At 66.9% G+C, this 17,136-nt stretch carries 18 protein-coding genes; 14 read left to right on the top strand and 4 right to left on the bottom strand.

Annotation, left to right across the window (positions count from 1 at the left end):
• Nucleotides 1-82: 82 nt before the first annotated feature.
• On the top strand, nt 83-1,369 hold the full coding sequence (locus tag AC2FAN_RS11370; protein WP_476804631.1) for a GGDEF domain-containing response regulator: 1,287 nt from the start codon (nt 83-85) through the stop codon (nt 1,367-1,369).
• 52 nt (nt 1,370-1,421) lie between these two features.
• Here the strand turns inward: AC2FAN_RS11370 and AC2FAN_RS11365 are convergent, their stop codons facing one another.
• On the bottom strand, nt 1,422-2,222 hold the full coding sequence (locus tag AC2FAN_RS11365) for an SDR family NAD(P)-dependent oxidoreductase (protein WP_265052023.1): 801 nt from the start codon (nt 2,220-2,222) through the stop codon (nt 1,422-1,424).
• A gap of 193 nt (nt 2,223-2,415) precedes the next feature.
• Here AC2FAN_RS11365 and AC2FAN_RS11360 point away from each other — a divergent pair, with 193 nt between their 5' ends.
• Entirely contained in the window at nt 2,416-2,865 is a 450-nt protein-coding gene (locus AC2FAN_RS11360; protein WP_265052022.1) for a MarR family winged helix-turn-helix transcriptional regulator, read from the top strand.
• A 19-nt stretch (nt 2,866-2,884) separates the two neighbouring features.
• Here the strand turns inward: AC2FAN_RS11360 and AC2FAN_RS11355 are convergent, their stop codons facing one another.
• The gene (locus AC2FAN_RS11355) at nt 2,885-3,814 is read right to left on the bottom strand and encodes a LysR family transcriptional regulator (protein WP_476804630.1); all 930 of its coding nucleotides are present in this window, start codon (nt 3,812-3,814) and stop codon (nt 2,885-2,887) included.
• Between the two features lie 123 nt (nt 3,815-3,937).
• Here AC2FAN_RS11355 and AC2FAN_RS11350 point away from each other — a divergent pair, with 123 nt between their 5' ends.
• The 9 genes from AC2FAN_RS11350 (at nt 3,938) to AC2FAN_RS11310 (ending at nt 11,425) form a co-directional block, all read left to right on the top strand.
• Nucleotides 3,938-5,434, top strand: a complete 1,497-nt coding sequence (locus AC2FAN_RS11350; protein ID WP_476804629.1) for a CoA-acylating methylmalonate-semialdehyde dehydrogenase — start codon at nt 3,938-3,940, stop codon at nt 5,432-5,434.
• A gap of 23 nt (nt 5,435-5,457) precedes the next feature.
• Nucleotides 5,458-6,015 carry a hypothetical protein gene (locus tag AC2FAN_RS11345; protein ID WP_485174078.1) on the top strand — a complete coding sequence of 186 codons (558 nt, stop codon included), beginning with the start codon at nt 5,458-5,460 and terminating at the stop codon, nt 6,013-6,015.
• Nucleotides 6,012-7,166: an isobutyryl-CoA dehydrogenase gene (locus tag AC2FAN_RS11340; RefSeq protein ID WP_485174076.1), complete on the top strand. Its 1,155-nt coding sequence runs from the start codon at nt 6,012-6,014 to the stop codon at nt 7,164-7,166. The genes AC2FAN_RS11345 and AC2FAN_RS11340 overlap by 4 nt, the downstream gene beginning before the upstream one ends.
• Before the next feature lie 116 nt (nt 7,167-7,282).
• Nucleotides 7,283-8,170: a 3-hydroxyisobutyrate dehydrogenase gene (gene mmsB, locus AC2FAN_RS11335; protein ID WP_476804626.1), complete on the top strand. Its 888-nt coding sequence runs from the start codon at nt 7,283-7,285 to the stop codon at nt 8,168-8,170.
• 43 nt (nt 8,171-8,213) lie between these two features.
• Complete coding sequence (gene nudC, locus AC2FAN_RS11330) at nt 8,214-9,170, top strand: NAD(+) diphosphatase (protein WP_485174074.1); 957 nt, start codon at nt 8,214-8,216, stop codon at nt 9,168-9,170.
• Between the two features lie 54 nt (nt 9,171-9,224).
• Nucleotides 9,225-10,397, top strand: coding sequence for an amidase (locus tag AC2FAN_RS11325; RefSeq protein ID WP_476804625.1), 1,173 nt, complete (start codon nt 9,225-9,227; stop codon nt 10,395-10,397).
• Complete coding sequence (gene hpxZ, locus AC2FAN_RS11320) at nt 10,394-10,798, top strand: oxalurate catabolism protein HpxZ (protein WP_320109535.1); 405 nt, start codon at nt 10,394-10,396, stop codon at nt 10,796-10,798. Before AC2FAN_RS11325 ends, hpxZ begins: the two co-directional genes overlap by 4 nt.
• Nucleotides 10,799-10,961: 163 nt before the next feature.
• A complete protein-coding gene (locus AC2FAN_RS11315) occupies nt 10,962-11,189 on the top strand; it encodes a helix-turn-helix domain-containing protein (RefSeq protein WP_442864902.1) in 228 nt (75 codons plus the stop codon).
• Between the two features lie 5 nt (nt 11,190-11,194).
• On the top strand, nt 11,195-11,425 hold the full coding sequence (locus AC2FAN_RS11310) for a hypothetical protein (protein WP_265052014.1): 231 nt from the start codon (nt 11,195-11,197) through the stop codon (nt 11,423-11,425).
• Nucleotides 11,426-11,467: 42 nt separating this feature from the next.
• Here the strand turns inward: AC2FAN_RS11310 and AC2FAN_RS11305 are convergent, their stop codons facing one another.
• Both AC2FAN_RS11305 and AC2FAN_RS11300 read right to left on the bottom strand, forming a co-directional pair.
• Nucleotides 11,468-12,322, bottom strand: a complete 855-nt coding sequence (locus tag AC2FAN_RS11305; protein WP_265052013.1) for a prephenate dehydratase — start codon at nt 12,320-12,322, stop codon at nt 11,468-11,470.
• Between the two features lie 16 nt (nt 12,323-12,338).
• Nucleotides 12,339-13,073, bottom strand: a complete 735-nt coding sequence (locus AC2FAN_RS11300) for a 3-deoxy-manno-octulosonate cytidylyltransferase (protein WP_265052012.1) — start codon at nt 13,071-13,073, stop codon at nt 12,339-12,341.
• A gap of 203 nt (nt 13,074-13,276) precedes the next feature.
• On the opposite strand from AC2FAN_RS11300, the gene AC2FAN_RS11295 reads away from it, so the two are divergent.
• The 3 genes from AC2FAN_RS11295 (at nt 13,277) to AC2FAN_RS11285 (ending at nt 17,136) form a co-directional block, all read left to right on the top strand.
• Nucleotides 13,277-13,819, top strand: a complete 543-nt coding sequence (locus AC2FAN_RS11295; RefSeq protein WP_265052011.1) for a c-type cytochrome — start codon at nt 13,277-13,279, stop codon at nt 13,817-13,819.
• Between the two features lie 190 nt (nt 13,820-14,009).
• Entirely contained in the window at nt 14,010-15,878 is a 1,869-nt protein-coding gene (locus AC2FAN_RS11290; protein ID WP_485174070.1) for an extracellular solute-binding protein, read from the top strand.
• A 172-nt stretch (nt 15,879-16,050) separates the two neighbouring features.
• Nucleotides 16,051-17,136 (top strand): microcin C ABC transporter permease YejB, encoded by a 1,086-nt coding sequence (locus AC2FAN_RS11285; protein WP_265052009.1) that lies wholly within the window; start codon nt 16,051-16,053, stop codon nt 17,134-17,136.

The following is a 17,136-nucleotide window of genomic DNA, read 5'->3' as shown; positions in this document are numbered from 1 at the left end:
CCGGGAGGCAGATCGCGGCGGTTTGGCCGTGACGAAAAATTAAGCTCGGGGACGCCCTAGATGCAGCATGGGTGCCCTTACGATGCTTCAGACCAGACAAGAACCGACAGCCGACGACCGCAGGATTCTCGTCATCGAGGACTCCCGAACCTTCTCGCTGGCGCTGCGGCAGTTCCTCCAAGCGGAGACCGGGCTGCCCGTCACGACCTGCGGCTCCCTCAAGGATCTGAGCGAGATCATCGTCGCGGCGCCCGGCGCCTATGCGATCGCCGTCGTCGACCTCAACCTGCCCGATGCGCCGCGCGGCGAGGCGCTGGACTGGACCGTCACCCACGGCATCCCGTCCGTCGTGTTCACCGCTACCTTCGATCTCGCCACGCGCGGGCGGATCATGGAGCGGGAGGTCATCGACTACGTCCTGAAGGACAATGAATTCGCGCTCAGCAATCTCGTCAACACGGTCAAGCGCGCGCTGAACAACCGCAACACCCGCATCCTCGTCGTCGACGACACACGCACGACCCGCAAGGTGCTCGCCCGCATGCTGTCGATCCAGCAATATGCGGTGGTCGAGGCCGGCTCCGGGCAGGAGGCGCTGACGATCCTGGACGCGAACCCGGACATCCAGCTCGTGGTCAGCGACTACTACATGCCCGACATGGACGGCTTCGAACTGGCGCACCGCATCCGTCGCCGCCATCCGCAGGTCCGGCTGCTCGGCATCTCGTCCTCGACGGATCGGACGACCTCGGCCGGCTTCCTGAAAGCGGGCGCGCACGACTTCGTCTCACGCCCCTTCGTGCTCGAGGAGCTGCAATGCCGCATCGCCTCGAATGTCGAGACGCTGACGCAGCTCAAGCAGCTGCAGGACCTTGCGGCGCGCGACTTCCTGACCGGGCTGTTCAATCGCCGACACTTCTTCGAGCGCGGCCGCAAGCTCGTCGAAGAAGCGCGCGAGATGGGGGTGCCGGTCTCGATCGCCATCCTCGACATCGACCATTTCAAGCGCCTGAATGACCGCTACGGCCATGATGGCGGCGACAGGGCGCTGACGGCGGTCGCGCGCAGCCTGAGCGTCTCGGCCGAGCGCGGCTTCAACCTTCTCGCCCGGGTCGGCGGCGAGGAGTTCGCCATCCTGTTCCCCGGCGCAGATCTCGCTGAAGCGACGCGGCTCTGCGACGACATCCGGGAAGCCATCGCCCGCGAAACGGTGAAGCTGGGCGAGGACACGCTGGCGCTCACGGTTTCGCTCGGCGTCGCCACGATCGGCCCGGAGGACGAGCTCGATATCTGTCTCGGCCGGGCGGATCGCGCGCTCTACGCCGCCAAGCAGAGCGGCCGGAACCGGGTCTGCGCCGACGCGGCCTGAGCCTCCGGCAAGCCGCCTCTCCGCGAGGCGACCTGCCGAAAGCGCGATCGCGTCAGGCGGCTGCGTAGCGCGGCGCCGCATTCTTCGTCTGCGACGCGGCGACCAGCGTCGCGCGCGCCTCGTCGAACGTGGCCCAGAGCGCTTCATCCCCAACGGACGGCCAGGTGATCGTCTCGCCGGCGGCAAGCCCGGCGAGCGCAGCGTCCACCATGCCTTCGGTCGTCATGATCTTCTCGGGGTCGAAACTCGCCAGGGGCACGCCGGCCAGCTCCCAGATCTCGGTCGCCGTCGCCGGCGGATGGACGCTCTGGACCTTCACGGCGGTTCCTTCCAGCTCGGACTGCAGGCCGCGGGTGAAAGCGAGGACATAGGCCTTCGTGCCGCTATAGACCGCGCTGTGCGGCAGCGAATGAAGGCTCAGGATCGAGGCGATATTGACGAGCGTGCCGCGGTTGCGCGCGACGAAGCCCGGCAGCACGGCATGGGTCAGGCGCGTCAGCGCGCCGATGTTCAAGGCGATCTGCGCGGCCGAATCCGAGGCGGGCGCCTGTGCGATCGGCGCGAAACGGGCGATACCGGCATTGTTGACCAGCAGCTCGATATCGTCGCGGGCGGCCAGATCCTTCTCGACGCGCGCGAGATCGGCCTCGTCACCGAGATCGGCGACCAGGATTTCGGCGTTGCGGCCATGGGCGGAGGCGATCCGCCCCGCCACCTCCTCCAGCCGGTCGCGCCGGCGGGCGATCAGCAGCAGATCATAGCCGCGCGCCGCCAGCCTGTCGGCATAGACGGCGCCGATACCGGAGGATGCGCCGGTGACGACGGCGAGCTTGCGATGGGAAGGCGTGCTCATGAGGGAATTCCATTTCATTGAGTACTCAACTTATTTGTTGAGCGCTCAATGAAATGGTGAGGCCCGGACCCTTTTCAATAGTGTTGTGCTCAACCATTTTAGGGGCATGAACAAGAAGCCAGATTCTGGGGCGCCGTTCGGCTGCGTGGACATACCGGAGACGTTCTTCCAGCTCGTCTGCACGAACACGGCCATGCGCCGCGCCACCCGGCGGCTCGGCCAGATTTATGACGATGCCATCGCGCCGCTCGGCCTGAAGGCGACGCAGTTCGGCCTGCTCGTCGCCATCGACGGCCTGACGGAAGACGGAAAGGGGCCGACGCTCAACGAGATCGCTGCCCGCCAGCTCATCCAGATCTCGGCCCTCACCCACGCATTGCGGCCATTGGTGCGGGACGGGCTGGTCGCACTGCACGCCGATCTGGAGGACCGCCGCAGCAAGCGGGCGGTCTTGACGCCGGCTGGCGAGGGGCGCCTGCAGCAGGCCGTCTCGCATTGGGCTCAGGCCAATGGCCGGGTCGAGGCGACGCTCGGCCCCGGCGTTGCGGAAGGGCTGCGGGCGCTTGCCGATCTGATCTCGTCCGAGAGCTTCCTCGATGCCTATCGCAGCGGCCGGCCGCTCGACCCGCCACGCCGCGGCTGAGGAAAAGCTGCGCCGCGGGCTATTCGGCCGCAGTGCGCTGCTCCTGTCTCGGCTCGCCCAGCATCAAGGCACGCGACGCCTTCGCCTCGCGCACGACGAAGTCGACGATCGCGCGCACCCGCGCCACATCCTTCAGATCGGCATGCACCAGCAGCCAGAAGGAGCGCGTGATCTGCACCGTCTCGGGCAGCACGGGCACGAGGCGCGGCTCACCCTCCGCCATGAAGTGGTGGATCACGCCGATGCCGGCGCCGGCCACCACCGCATTCATCTGCGCGATGACGCTCGAGCTCTGGACATGGGCGCGCAAGCCCTTGGCGACCTCGTCGAGATAGTCGAGTTCGGGCGTGAAGATCAGGTCGTCGATATAACCGACGATGCGATGCTCGAAGAGATCGTCGGGCTTGGTCACCGGCGGCATCGACGCGAGATAGTCCGGCGAGCCGTAGAGGCCGAGGCGATAGTCCGAGAGCTTGCGGGCGACGACCTTGCCCTCCTTGGGGGGCGCCAGCGTGATCGCGACATCGGCCTCGCGTTTCGACAGCGAGAGCAGCCGGGGCATCGCGATGAGCTGGATTTCGAGCCCGGGATAGGACCTTGCGAAGGCAGCCAGCCGCGGCGCCAGGAAGGCGGTGCCGAAACCATCGGGCGCCCCGATCCTGACCGTGCCTGACAAAGCCATGTCGGCCCCGCCGATATCGCTCTGGATCGCCAGCGCCTCGGTCTCCATGCTCTCGGCCTTGGCGAGCAGGCGCTCGCCATGCGCGGTCAGCGTATAACCCTGCGGGCGCCGCTCGAAGAGCTTGGCCTTCAGTGCCTCCTCAAGCGAGGTGATCCGGCGCGAAACGGTGGCATGATCGGCGCCAAGCCGGCGGGCCGCAGCCGTCAGGCGCCCGGATCGCGCCACAGCCAGAAAGAAACGGAGATCGTCCCAGTCGAAGCGCTCCAAGGCCTCCTCCCCATATTTGTTTTTTTGCACGACCGACGTTTAACACTCGCTATAGCCGTGCACAAACGAGAATGGTAGGGAGTCGGCAAGATCACAGCACCACCAATTCGTAGGGAGGGCGCGATGCGTCAGGTCGGACATTTCATCGGCGGCAAGCAGGTCGCCGGCACCTCGGGGCGCAGCTCCGACATCTTCCAGCCGATGGACGGCAGCGTGATCGGCAAGGTCGCCCTCGCCTCCACCGCCGAACTCGACGCCGCCGTGCAGAACGCGGCGGAAGCGCAGCCGAAATGGGCAGCCGTCAACCCGCAGCGCCGCGCCCGCGTGCTGATGAAGTTCCTCGACCTCATCGCCCAGAACAACGACGAGCTGGCCGAGCTGCTCGCCCGCGAGCATGGCAAGACCATTCCCGACGCCAAGGGCGACATCCAGCGCGGCGTCGAGGTCGTCGAATTCTCGCTCGGCGTCCCCAACCTGATGAAGGGCGAGTTCACCGACGGCGCAGGCCCCGGCATCGACATCTATTCGCTGCGCCAGCCGCTCGGCGTCGTCGCCGGCATCACGCCGTTCAACTTCCCGGCGATGATCCCGCTCTGGAAGCTCGGCCCCGCGATCGCCTGCGGCAACGCCTTCATCCTGAAGCCCTCCGAGCGCGATCCGGGCGTGCCGATGCGCCTGGCGGAACTGTTCATCGAGGCGGGCGGCCCTCCCGGCATCCTCAACGTCGTCAACGGCGACAAGGAAGCGGTCGACGCCATCCTCGACCATCCCGAGATCAAGGCCATCGGCTTCGTCGGCTCGACGCCGATCGCCGAGTACATCTACGCCCGCGGCTGCGCCAATGGTAAGCGCGTGCAGTGCTTCGGCGGCGCCAAGAACCACATGGTCATCATGCCCGACGCCGACATGGACCAGGCGGTCGACGCGCTGATCGGCGCCGGCTACGGCTCCGCCGGCGAGCGCTGCATGGCGATCTCAGTCGCGGTTCCCGTGGGCAAGGCCACGGCCGACGAGCTGGTGAAGCGCCTGATCCCGCGCGTCGAGAGCCTCAAGGTCGGCCCTTCGACCGATCTGACGGCCGATTACGGCCCCGTCGTCACCAAGGCGGCGATGGAGAAGATCAAGTCCTATGTCGACATCGGCTTGCAGGAAGGCGCGACGCTCGCCGTCGACGGACGCGGCTTCAGGATGCAGGGCTACGAGAACGGCTTCTATGTCGGCGGCTGCCTGTTCGACAACGTCACCAAGGACATGCGCATCTACAAGGAAGAGATCTTCGGGCCGGTGCTGTCGGTCGTGCGCGCCGACAGCTATGACGAGGCGCTGAAGCTCACCAACGACCACGAATACGGCAACGGCACCGCGATCTACACCCGCGACGGCGATGCCGCGCGCGATTTCGCCTCGAAGGTGCAGGTCGGCATGGTCGGCATCAACGTGCCGATCCCGGTTCCGCTCGCCTACTACACCTTCGGCGGCTGGAAGCGCTCCTCCTTCGGCGATCTCAACCAGCACGGCCCGGACTCGATCCGCTTCTATACCAAGACGAAGACGGTGACCGCGCGCTGGCCGAGCGGTATCAAGGACGGCGCCAGCTTCGTCATCCCGACGATGAACTGACGGCGCCACCGGCGGAGGAGGCCATGGAGCGATCGCTGCGCATCATCGCATCGTCGCTCGCCCTCCTCTGCGGGTCGACGCTGCCCGCGCCGGCCCAGCCGTCCGCGGCGGAAGCCTCGCCGCCGTTCGACGATGCTTCGTGCGAACCCGGGCTCATCGAGCACATGACGCTCGATGAAGCTCAGCAGCGTCACTGCCGCCAGTTGCTGCAGGGCCGGATCGAGACGATGTGGCAGCGCAGCCAGGAGCATGTCCGGCAGGTGATCGAGGACAATCGGATCAGGCGGGAGCGCGAGGCCAGCCTGCCGCCTCCGCCTTCCCTACCCGTGACGGTCGAGAGCTTCATCAGCCGCGACGACCTCGCCTATGGCGACGTGGTGGTGACGGATCGCGGACCGCGCGTCTTCGTCGGCAAGCCGGGCGAGCCGCCCGCTCCCGACGACTTCATCGCACTCGACGCGCCGCGCTCGCCCCATCGCGGCCGCACCGGACCCTATGACGGAGCCTATCCCGAGCGTCGGCAGATCGTATCGCCGAAGCCGCAACGGACGGCTCCCAGCCTTCAGGAGCGCCAGCCTTGAGCCCGTTTTCCCTGACCGAAGACCAGATCGCCATCCGCGACATGGCGCAGGATTTCGCCGCTGATGCGCTCGCCCCCCATGCAATGCGCTGGGACGAGGAGAAACATTTCCCGGTCGATGAGATGCGCGCGGCCGCGGCGCTCGGCATGGGCGGCATCTATATTCAGGAGGATGTCGGCGGCTCCGGCCTCTCGCGCCTCGACGCCGCCCTGATCTTCGAAGCGCTGTCGACCGGCTGCCCGACGGTCGCGGCCTATATCTCGATCCACAACATGTGCGCCTGGATGATCGACCGCTACGGCTCCGATGAGCAGCGGCAGCGCTTCCTGCCGAAACTGTGCACGATGGAGCACCTCGCCAGCTATTGCCTGACCGAGCCCGGCGCCGGCTCCGACGCCGCCGCGCTGAAGACCAAGGCCACGCTCGACGGCGACCATTACGTCCTCGACGGGCAGAAGCAGTTCATCTCCGGCGCCGGCGTCTCCGACATCTACGTCGTGATGGCGCGCACCGGCGAACCCGGCCCCTCGGGCATCTCGACCCTCGTCGTCGAGAAGGACACGCCCGGCCTCTCCTTCGGCGCCAACGAGAAGAAGATGGGCTGGAACGCCCAGCCGACCCGGGCGGTGATCCTGGAGAATTGCCGCGTGCCTGTGGCGAACCGGCTCGGCCCGGAAGGGATCGGCTTCAAGATCGCCATGGCCGGCCTGGACGGCGGGCGGCTCAATATCGGCGCCTGCTCGATCGGCGGCGCGCAGGGCGCACTCGACAAGGCCATCGCCTATGCCAAGGAACGCAAGGCCTTCGGCTCGGCCATCGCCGATTTCCAGGCGCTGCAGTTCAAGCTCGCCGACATGGCGACCGAGCTGGAAGCGGCCCGCACCTTGCTGTGGCGCGCGGCCTCGGCGCTCGACGCCAAGGCGCCGGACGCGACCAAGCTCTGCGCCATGGCCAAGCGCATCGCCACCGATACCGGCTTCGACGTCGCCAACGACGCCCTGCAGATCCATGGCGGCTACGGCTATCTCGCCGATTACGGCATCGAGAAGATCGTCCGCGACCTGCGCGTCCACCAGATCCTCGAAGGCACCAACGAGGTGATGCGGATGATCGTGGCGCGCGGGCTGGTCGGGCGGGCGAAAGGGAATTGACGCCGAACGGCAATCCGCGATCGCAAGACGAGAAAGCGCTTTTTTCTGATGACGGTCTCGGGCCTGCTCTTCGAGCAATCCGAGATGGCACCAAGAACGACGAGAGGAAACGCAGCATGACCAACATCGCCTTCATCGGCCTCGGCAACATGGGCGGCCCGATGGCCGGCAACCTCGTCAAGGCCGGGCACAGCGTCAAAGCTTTCGATCTCGTGCAGGCGTCTAAGGATGCCGCCGCGGAGATGGGAGTCGGGATCGCGGATTCGGCCAAGGACGCGGTCGCGGATGCCGAGGTCATCGTCACCATGCTGCCGGCCGGCAAGCATGTGCTCTCGGTCTGGGCCGATATCCTGCCGGCGGTGAAGCCCGGCACGCTGCTGATCGATTCCTCGACCATCGACGTCGAGAGCGCGCGCAAGGCGCATGCGCTCGCTGGCGACCATGGCTGCCTCTCGCTGGATGCCCCGGTCTCGGGCGGCACCGGCGGTGCCAAGGGCGCGACGCTGACCTTCATGGTCGGCGGGACGGAAGAAGCGTTCGGACAGGGCGGGCCGATCCTCGCCAAGATGGGCCGCAAGATCGTGCATTGCGGCGGCGCCGGCAACGGACAGGCCGCCAAGATCTGCAACAACATGATCCTCGGCATCTCGATGATCGGCGTCTCCGAGGCCTTCGTGCTGGCCGAGAAGCTCGGCCTGTCGCATCAGGCACTGTTCGATGTCGCCTCGACCTCGTCGGGCCAATGCTGGTCGCTGACGACCTATTGCCCGGTGCCGGGCCCGGTGCCGACCTCGCCCGCCAACAACGACTACAAGCCGGGCTTCGCCTCGGCGCTGATGCTGAAGGACCTGAAGCTGTCGCAGGAAGCGGCGCAGGCAGCCGGCGCCTCGACGCCGCTCGGTGCTGCCGCGGCACAGCTTTTCGGGCTGCACAATGCCTGGGGCGAAGGTGGCACGGATTTCTCCGGCATCATCCATCTCCTGCGCGGGCGCGGGCAGGCGTGAGACGCGCTTGCGCGGCGGGGCTGAGCGGGTCTAGACCCGAGTCATGAACGACGCTCCCGCCCGCCGCGAACGCTCCTCCCAGACCGGGTTCGCGATCAACCGGCTCGACCGGCGCGAGGATTTGCGCAGCAAGCCCGACGCGGTGACGGCGCTCCGCCACCGTTCGGACACGCGCATCGTGGCCGTGGCCGGCGAAACGCCGATTCTCAAGCGCCTCGACGGCGACGCCTTCTCGGTCTGGTTCAGCCATGGCGAGACCGAGATGCTCGGCCCTGCCGCCGAGGAAATCTTCCTCGGTATGACCGAGGACGGCACGCCACGCTTCGCCCGCCTGCTCGACAAGGCCCTGATCGAGCCCTTGAAGGAGCGGCCCGAGCTGCTGCTGACCGATCTGCGCTCGGTCGCGCTCAAGCACATCGTGCCGGAGGACGAGGTCGGGCCGCTCGGCGAGGCCAAGGCCGTGCTCGACTGGCATGCCCGCCACCATTTCTGCGCGCAATGCGGCGGGCCGACCGTGGCCGGCGCCTCGGGCTGGCGGCGCGAATGCACCGCCTGCGGCGCGATGCACTTCCCGCGCACCGATCCCGTCGTGATCATGCTGGTGACGCGCGGCGATGCCTGCCTGCTGGCCCGGCAGGCCCGCTTCGCACCGGGCATGTATTCCTGCATCGCCGGGTTCGTCGAGCCGGGCGAGACGCTCGAGGACGCCGTCCGGCGCGAAAGCTGGGAGGAGGCTGGCCTCAGGGTCGGCGCCGTCCGCTACATCGCCTCGCAGCCCTGGCCCTTCCCCTCCTCGATCATGATCGGCTGCATCGCCGAGGCGCTCGGCGACGAGATCACGCTCGACATGACCGAGCTGGAAGCCGGGCGCTGGTTCCCGCGCGAGGAAGTGCTGCAGATGCTGAACGGCGAGCACCCGGACGGTCTCGCATGCCCGCAGCACATCGCCATCGCCAATACGCTGGTGCGAGCCTGGGCGCTCGAGGGCGAGCGTATCTGACGCACCGCGCGCATTGCGCCATCCCACTGAAGACCAGCCTTTGCGGAGCCTTGAATGACGGACCCGGCCAACGCCTTCGTTCCCGGGCCCCGCGCCCGCCTTGCCGGCCGTCCCGGTGGTCCGCTGTCGGGATTAACCTTCGCGGTCAAGGATTTGTTCGACGTGGCCGGAGTGCCGACCGGCGGCGGCAACCATGACTGGGCCAAGGCGAATCCCATCCCGGAGCGCCACGCCTCGGTCGTGCAGACGCTGCTCGACGCCGGCGCCGACCTGATCGGCAAGACGATCACGGACGAGGTTTCGCTCGGCATCCTCGGCGAGAACGCCTTCGACGGCACACCGCTCAACAGCGCCGCGCCCGATCGGGTGCCGGGCGGCTCGTCCTCAGGCTCGGCCGCAGCCGTTGCCGCGGGCTTGTGCGACACCGCGCTGGGCACGGATACCGGCGGTTCCATGCGCGTGCCGTCGAGCTTCTGCGGCCTCTATGGCATCAGGCCGACGCATGGCCGGCTCGACCTGACAGGGTTGATGCCGCAGGCGCCGAGCTCGGACACGGTCGGCTGGTTCGCACGCGACGCCGAGACCTTCGCGCGGGTCGGTACTGTCTTGCTCGGCGAGAAGCCGGGGCCGCTGCCGACGAAGCTGCTCATCGCGGTCGATGCCTTCGCCTTCGCCGATCCCGAAGTCGGCGCCGCGTTGCGGCCGATGGTCGAGAAGCTCGAACGGATCGTCGGGCCGGGGCGCGAGGAGATCATGGCCCCGCAGGGCCTCTCGGTCTGGGCGCGGGCGCAGCGCAGCCTGCAGCCGGTCGAAGCCTGGCAGACCTTCAAGCCCTGGATCGAGCAGCACAATCCGCGCATGGCCTTCAGCGTCGTTGCCGGGCTGATCGCGGGCTCCCAGGTTCCGGCGAGCGAGCGCAACTGGGCGGCGCTGATGCGCGAGGAGGCAAGGGCGCGGCTTCGCCACCTGCTGCCACCCGGCACCATTCTCTGCCTGCCGACCACGCCGTTTCCCGCGCCCTTGCGCGGCCTCTCCACGCCTGTTCTGCAGCCGATGCGAGACCGCATCACCTGCCTTTGCGCCCAAGGCGGCCTGACCGGCTCGCCGCAGGTTAGCCTGCCCGGCGCGACGATCGACGGCGCGCCGGTCGGCCTCTCGATCATCGGCGGGCGCGGCACCGACGCCAGCCTGATCGCCGTCGCCCAAGCCATGGAAGCTATCGCGTGACCGACTTGACCCCGAACCTGCCCGAAATCGTCGCCGAGATCAGCGCCCTGTTCGAGCGCTACGAGCAGGCGCTGGTCGACAAGGACGTCGATGTACTCGACGCGTCCTTCTGGAACAGCCCGCACACGATCCGCTATGCGCTGGGAGAGAACGGCTACGGCTTCTCCGAAATCCATGCCCATCGCGTCGCCCGTCCGCCGGGGCCGGGTATCAAGGAGAAGCGGATTCGGCTGGAGATCCTGACGCTCGGCCGCGACCTTGCCACGGTGAACCTCGAATTCAAGGTGCGCGGGCGCGAGGTGGTCGGCCGCCAGAGCCAGACCTGGGTGCGCTTCCCCGATCAGGGCTGGAAAGTCGTCTCGGCCCATGTCTCGACGATGGAGGGGCCACGCCCCTGGTAAGGCCGGTTTCAGGCGGATTTGACGCCGGGCGCGACGAGCGAAGCGGACGCTTCGGCGACCACGCCGGCTCTTAGGCACCTTGTCTTTACCACTCCTTAACCATCAAGGGCGCCCCCTTGCATGGTCGATAGGGCTTCCGGGGGGCTCGGAAAGGACCGCGACCATGCATAACCTCGATCCTGAACAGGCTATCGTGGAGCAACTCGTCGGCCTGCCTGTCGCCGACGTCGAACGTGATCTGATTCTCGCCACGCTGCGCGAAACCGGTGGCAACCGTACTCATGCCGCCGGTCTGCTCGGCATCGCCATCCGCACGCTGCGCAACAAGATCAACAGCTATACGGCCGAGGGCTATGACGTGCCCGAAGCGCTCCAGACGTCGGGGCAGTGATGGCCATGCGCCAGACTTCCGCGGACGGGATGGCGGCCGGCCATCTCGTCGCCTCGACCACCACGGCGGCACTGCTGCGCTGCCTTCTCCACAAGCGCGTGCTGACGCCGGCGGATATCCGGGAGATCTACGAGACGGCGCTGCTCCTGCTCGAACAGCAGCAAGGCGCCACACCGGAACATGCGGCCGCCTTCATTGCCGCGCGTGCGGCGATCGAGGACGGCCTCGCCCGCTGATCGGCGGGCGCCGCCGCGGCCTGGCAACCCGTCGGCAGCGCCTTACTCGGCGGCTTCCTCGATCGTCGAGCGGAACTCGTTGGCGGGATAGACGCCCATGATCTTCATCTCCTTGGAGAAGTAGGAGAGCTCATCGAGCGCGCGCCGGAGCGCCGGATCGTCGGGATGCCCCTCGACATCGGCATAGAACATGGTCGCGGCGAAAAGGCCGTCGACCATGTAGCTTTCCAGCTTCGTCATATTGACGCCGTTGGTGGCGAAACCGCCCATCGCCTTGTAGAGGGCGGCGGGAATGTTGCGGACGCGGAACATCAGCGTCGTCACCGTCTTGCCGACGCCCTGGCGGGCATATTCCGGATATTTCGAGAGCACGACGAAGCGAGTGGTGTTGTGCTTCTCGTCCTCGATGTCCTCCATCAGGATATCGAGCCCGTAGACCTCCGCCGCGATGCGCGGGGCGATCGCCGCGCGGGTGACGTCGCCAGCTTCCGCGACCTGGCGGGCGGAGCCGGCCGTATCGGCCGCGACCTCGGCCTTGAGGCCCAGCTTGCGGATGATCTTCCGGCACTGGCCGAGCGCGTGGATATGGCTCTGCACCGTCTGGATCGTCGCCAGCGTCGCGCCCGGAACGCCCATCAGGTGAAAGCGGATCGGCAGGAAATGCTCGCCGATGATGTGCAGGCCCGAGCGCGGCAGCAGATGGTGGATGTCGGCGACGCGGCCGGCGATCGAATTGTCGATCGGGATCATGCCATAGCGCGCCTTGCCGTCGCTGACCGCGGCGAGCGCATCCTCGAAGGTGGCGCAGGGCAGGAGCTCACAGTCCGGAAACACCTGGAGAGCCGCCTGGGAAGAGAAGGCTCCGGGCTCACCCTGGTAGGATACGACGAAGGACATTGGACGCTCAGGCTCCTCAACGGGACTTCAGGATCGCGCGGGCGCGATCGAGATCGGGCGGTGTATCGACGCCACGCGGCACGTGGTCGATGACCATGACGTCGATGCGCATGCCGTCTTCGAGCGCGCGCAGCTGTTCAAGCTTCTCGCGCAGCTCGAGCGGCGACTGCGGCAGGCTGACGAAGCGGTCGAGCGCGGCGCGGCGATAGGCATAGAGACCGACATGATGGTAGAGCGGCCCCTCGCCCGCCGGCGCGGTCGCGCGCGTAAAGTAAAGCGCACGCATATGGCCGGGAGCGATCTCGCTGCCGATGAGCTTCACGACGCTCGGCGCCGTCTTCTCCTCCTCGTCGGTGATCACGCCTGCAAGCGTCGCGATATCCACAGCCGGATCGGCAAGCGGCTTCACCGCGGCGGCGATCGCAGACGGCTCCAGCGTCGGGAAATCGCCCTGGACGTTGACGATGATGTCGTAGCGCCGCTGCGGGTCCAGGATGTCGGCGGCTTCCTTGATGCGGTCCGAACCCGTCTGGTGGTCGGCGCTGGTCATCACCGCCTTGCCGCCGGCCGCCTCGATGGCGGCGGCGATCTCAGGCGTGTCGGTCGCCACCGCGACATCTCCCACGCCAGCTTCGACGGCCCGGCGCCAGACATGCACGATCATCGGCTCGCCGTTGATGTCGGCGAGCGGCTTGCCGGGCAGGCGCGTCGCCTGCATGCGGGCGGGGATCAGGATCAGCGGATTCGACATGTTTCCGGGTGGGCTCGGCTGGAGGGCCGCAGATCGCGGCGGGCGGCGTCAAAAAGTCTCAAAGCGGAGCGTGCTTATACGAGTTGCAATGAAGCGCGCAAAGCGGTTAAGCAACGGCGGAGGCTGGAGGCTTTCGAGACTTCGGCTATGCGCTATCTCGTCTCCCGGGCTTCGGCCGCGGAGGGCACCAAGGTTCGGATACGATGAATATCGAAGCCAACAAGATCGCCGGCGCGGTTCTCTCCACGCTGCTTGTCGTGATGAGCCTCAACATGGCGGCGGGCATCGTCTTCGCGCCGAAGAAGCCTGCCGTGACCGGCTTCGATCTGCCGAGCGAAGAGCCGGCCGCCGCAGGCGGTGGCGCCGCTGCGGCTGCAGCCGAGGAGCCGATCGCGGTGCGCCTCGCCAAGGCCGACCCGGCCAAGGGCGAGAAGGCCACCGGCGCCTGCAAGGCCTGCCATACCTTCGAGAAGGGGGGCGCCAACAAGGTCGGCCCGCATCTCTTCGACGTTTATGGCCGCAGCGAAGGCTCGGTCGCGGGCTTCGGCTATTCGGCCGCGATGAAGGGCCGCAACGACAAGAGCTGGGACGCCGACGCTCTCGACCACTTCCTGAAGAACCCGAAGGCCTATGTGCCCGGCACCGCGATGGCCTTCGCCGGCATCAGCAAGCCCGAGACCCGCGCCGACGTGGTCGCCTATCTCAACACTCTGGCGGACGCGCCGAAGCCGCTGCCGAAGCCCTGAGCGGCCGGGCACTGCGACCATTCGCTGCTGACAAGCCGGGCTTTTGCCCGGCTTTTTGTTTGGCCACGCCTTGCTCCCGCCTTCGGCTTGCCCGCACAATCCGATCCTTGCCCATCCTTGCCGGCCATTGCCGTATCCAGCCGCGCGGGCGAGATAGGAAGGCTGCGAATCAGACGGGAGACGCGAAACGATGGCGATGCGCATCACACGCCGCAGGTTGCTGGAAGCCGCAGGTGCCGCGACTGTCGCGGGCGCCCTGCCCGGCCTTCCCGGAGCGGCGCTGGCGCAGGATGCCGAGTCGCATGGGCTCTCGACCTTCGGCGAACTCGCACTGCCGCCGGACTTTCCGCATTTCGCCTATGTGAACCCCAAGGCCCCGAAAGGTGGCCTGCTCACCGTCCAGATCAAGCGGGCCGGCGGCAACCAGAGCTTCGACACATTCAACACGCTTAACACCTTCGTGCTCCAGGGCGATGGCGCGGCCGGCATGGATGCCTGCTTCGACAGCCTGATGGCCGGTTCCGGCGACGAGCCGGGCTCCCTCTACGGGCTGCTGGCGAAGAGTGTCGCCGTCTCGCCGGACAAGCTGACCTATCGCTTCCGCCTGCGGCCCGAGGCGCGCTTCCATGACGGCGCGCGGGTGACGGCGCGCGACGCCGCCTTCTCGATGAACATCCTCAAGGCGAAGGGCCATCCTTCCTTCCGGCTGATCCTGAACGAACTCGTCTCGTCCGAGGCCGAGAGCGACGATATCCTCGTGGTAAAACTCTCAGCCAAGCGCAGCCGCGACCTCCACCTCGTCGTCGCCGGCCTGCCGGTGTTCTCGGAAAAATACTGGTCGACGCGGGATTTCAGCGCCTCGACCCTGGAACCGCCGCTGGGCTCGGGCGCCTACAAGGTCGGGCGCTTCGAGCAGGGCCGCTTCATCGAGTTCGAGCGGGTGCCGGATTATTGGGGCAAGGATCTGCCGGTGAATATCGGCACCAACAATTTCGACCGGGTGCGCTGGGAATATTTCCGCGACCGGCAGGTGGCGTTCGAGGCGTTCAAGAGCGGCGTCATCACTTTCCAGGAAGAGTTCACCTCTCGCATCTGGGCGACGGGCTACGATTTCCCGGCGCTGCACGAGGGCAAGGTCAAGAAGGAGGCGCTGCCGAAGACCGAGCCGGTCGGTTCGCAGGGCTGGATCTACAACACCAGGCGCGAGAAATTCGCCGATCCGCGCATTCGCGAGGCTCTGGGGCTGGCCTTCGACTTCGAATGGACGCGCAAGACCATCATGTTCGGCTCCTATGAGCGCATGACGTCCTATTTCGAGAACTCTGATTCCAAGGCGGTCGGCAAGCCCTCGCCGGAGGAGCTGGCCCTGCTGGAGCCCTTCCGCGGCAAGGTGCCGGACGAGGTCTTCGGCGAGCCCTTCCTGCCGCCGGTCTCGGACGGCTCGGGCAGCGACCGCAACCTGCTGCGCAAGGCCGACGAGATGCTGCGCGCCGCCGGCTGCAAGCGCGACGGCAATGTGCTGAAGCTGCCGAACGGCCAGCCCTTCGAGATCGAGTTCCTCGATTCCAACCCGGCCCTGCAGCCGCACACGCAGCCCTTCCAGGCCAATCTCAAGCGCCTCGGCATCAACGCGACCTCGCGCCTCGTCGACCCCGCCCAGTATCAGCGTCGAATCGATGAATTCGACTTCGACATCATCAGCCGCGCGCTCAGCGGCAGCGCGATCCCCAGCGACACGCTGCGCGTCGTGTTCGGTTCGGAAGCGGCCAAGACGAGGGGGTCGCGCAATGCCGCCGGCATCTCCAGCCCCGCCATCGACGCGATGATCGAGAGGATCGGCCAGGCGCACAGCTACGCCGAGGTCGTCGTCGCCGCGAAATGCCTCGACAGACTGCTTCGCGCCGGGCGCTACTGGATTCCGATGTGGTGGAACGACGAGGAATGGCTGGCCTATTGGGACATGTACGACCGGCCGCAGACCAAGCCGAAATTCTCCTCCGGCGCTCCCGCGATCTGGTGGTACGACGCCGAGAAGGCCAAGCGGATCGGAAAGGCGTGATGGTGCGGACACTCGCCGTCATTCCGGGGCTTCGCGAAGCGAAGAGCCCGGAACCCAGAACCAATGTCACTGATCGACGGGACGCAAACGGTTTCGGCTTCTTGATGAAGGGTGTCGGTTCTGGATTCCGGGCTCAGGCCTGCGGCCTGCCCCGGAATGACGGCGGAGCCCCATGCTGAGCTATATCGCCCGGCGCCTCGCGCTCATGGTGCCGACGCTGTTCGGCATCCTGCTCGTCTCCTTCGTCATCGTGCAGTTCGCGCCGGGCGGCCCGGTCGAGCGCGTGATTTCGCAGCTCCAGAACCCAAACAGCGGCGCGTCCGACCGCGTCGGCGGCGGCCAGATGGGCGATGCCGGGGCGCAGGGCGAGGCCTCCGCCTATCGCGGCGCGCAGGGGCTCGACCCCGCCTTCATCAAGGAGCTGGAGAAGCAGTTCGGCTTCGACAAACCAGCGCATGAGCGCTTCCTGAAGATGCTCGGCGACTACGCCCGCTTCGATTTCGGCCGCAGCTATTTCCGCGATGCGCCGGTGCTGCAGCTCATCAAGGAGAAGCTGCCGGTCTCGATCACGCTCGGCCTGTGGATGACGCTGATCTCCTACGCCATCTCCATCCCGCTCGGCATCCGCAAGGCGGTGAAGGAGGGATCGCGCTTCGACACCTGGACCAGCGCCGTCGTCATCGTCGGCTACGCGATCCCAAGCTTCCTCTTCGCCATCCTGCTGATCGTGCTCTTCGCCGGCGGCTCCTTCTGGCAGATCTTTCCGCTCAGGGGCCTGACCTCGGACAACTGGTCCGAGCTCAGCCTCTTCGGCAAAGCCAAGGACTATCTCTGGCACATCACGCTGCCGGTACTGGCGATGGCGCTCGGTGCCTTCGCGACCTCGACGCTGCTGACCAAGAACTCCTTCCTCGACGAGATCCGGAAGCAGTACGTGCTGACCGCGCGGATGAAGGGGCTGTCGGAACGCGGCGTGCTCTACGGCCATGTCTTCCGCAATGCCATGCTGATCGTCATCGCCGGCTTCCCCGGCGCCTTCGTGCACGCGCTCTTCGCCGGCTCGCTGCTGATCGAGACGATCTTCTCGCTCGACGGGCTCGGGCTTCTCTCCTTCGAGGCGATCGTCAACCGCGACTATCCCGTCGTCTTCGCCAATCTCTACATCTTCTCGCTGATCGGCCTCGTCGTGCACCTGATCACCGACCTGACCTATAGCTGGGTCGATCCCCGCATCGACTTCGAAAGCCGGGAGGCGTGA

The sequence above is a fragment of the Allobosea sp. RIT-PG3_2 genome (assembly GCF_057321085.1).
This window is presented reverse-complemented; position numbering and strand designations above follow the sequence as displayed.

Bases quoted from the DNA above. Each gene is read 5' to 3' on its own strand.
- AC2FAN_RS11370 (WP_476804631.1), top strand. From the start codon at position 83: ATGCTTCAGACCAGACAAGAACCGACAGCCGACGACCGCAGGATTCTC.
- AC2FAN_RS11365 (WP_265052023.1), bottom strand. From the start codon at position 2,222: ATGAGCACGCCTTCCCATCGCAAGCTCGCCGTCGTCACCGGCGCATCC.
- AC2FAN_RS11360 (WP_265052022.1), top strand. From the start codon at position 2,416: ATGCGCCGCGCCACCCGGCGGCTCGGCCAGATTTATGACGATGCCATC.
- AC2FAN_RS11350 (WP_476804629.1), top strand. From the start codon at position 3,938: ATGCGTCAGGTCGGACATTTCATCGGCGGCAAGCAGGTCGCCGGCACC.
- AC2FAN_RS11345 (WP_485174078.1), top strand. From the start codon at position 5,458: ATGGAGCGATCGCTGCGCATCATCGCATCGTCGCTCGCCCTCCTCTGC.
- mmsB (WP_476804626.1), top strand. From the start codon at position 7,283: ATGACCAACATCGCCTTCATCGGCCTCGGCAACATGGGCGGCCCGATG.
- nudC (WP_485174074.1), top strand. From the start codon at position 8,214: ATGAACGACGCTCCCGCCCGCCGCGAACGCTCCTCCCAGACCGGGTTC.
- AC2FAN_RS11325 (WP_476804625.1), top strand. From the start codon at position 9,225: ATGACGGACCCGGCCAACGCCTTCGTTCCCGGGCCCCGCGCCCGCCTT.
- AC2FAN_RS11315 (WP_442864902.1), top strand. From the start codon at position 10,962: ATGCATAACCTCGATCCTGAACAGGCTATCGTGGAGCAACTCGTCGGC.
- AC2FAN_RS11310 (WP_265052014.1), top strand. From the start codon at position 11,195: ATGCGCCAGACTTCCGCGGACGGGATGGCGGCCGGCCATCTCGTCGCC.
- AC2FAN_RS11305 (WP_265052013.1), bottom strand. From the start codon at position 12,322: ATGTCCTTCGTCGTATCCTACCAGGGTGAGCCCGGAGCCTTCTCTTCC.
- AC2FAN_RS11300 (WP_265052012.1), bottom strand. From the start codon at position 13,073: ATGTCGAATCCGCTGATCCTGATCCCCGCCCGCATGCAGGCGACGCGC.
- AC2FAN_RS11295 (WP_265052011.1), top strand. From the start codon at position 13,277: ATGAATATCGAAGCCAACAAGATCGCCGGCGCGGTTCTCTCCACGCTG.
- AC2FAN_RS11290 (WP_485174070.1), top strand. From the start codon at position 14,010: ATGGCGATGCGCATCACACGCCGCAGGTTGCTGGAAGCCGCAGGTGCC.
- AC2FAN_RS11285 (WP_265052009.1), top strand. From the start codon at position 16,051: ATGCTGAGCTATATCGCCCGGCGCCTCGCGCTCATGGTGCCGACGCTG.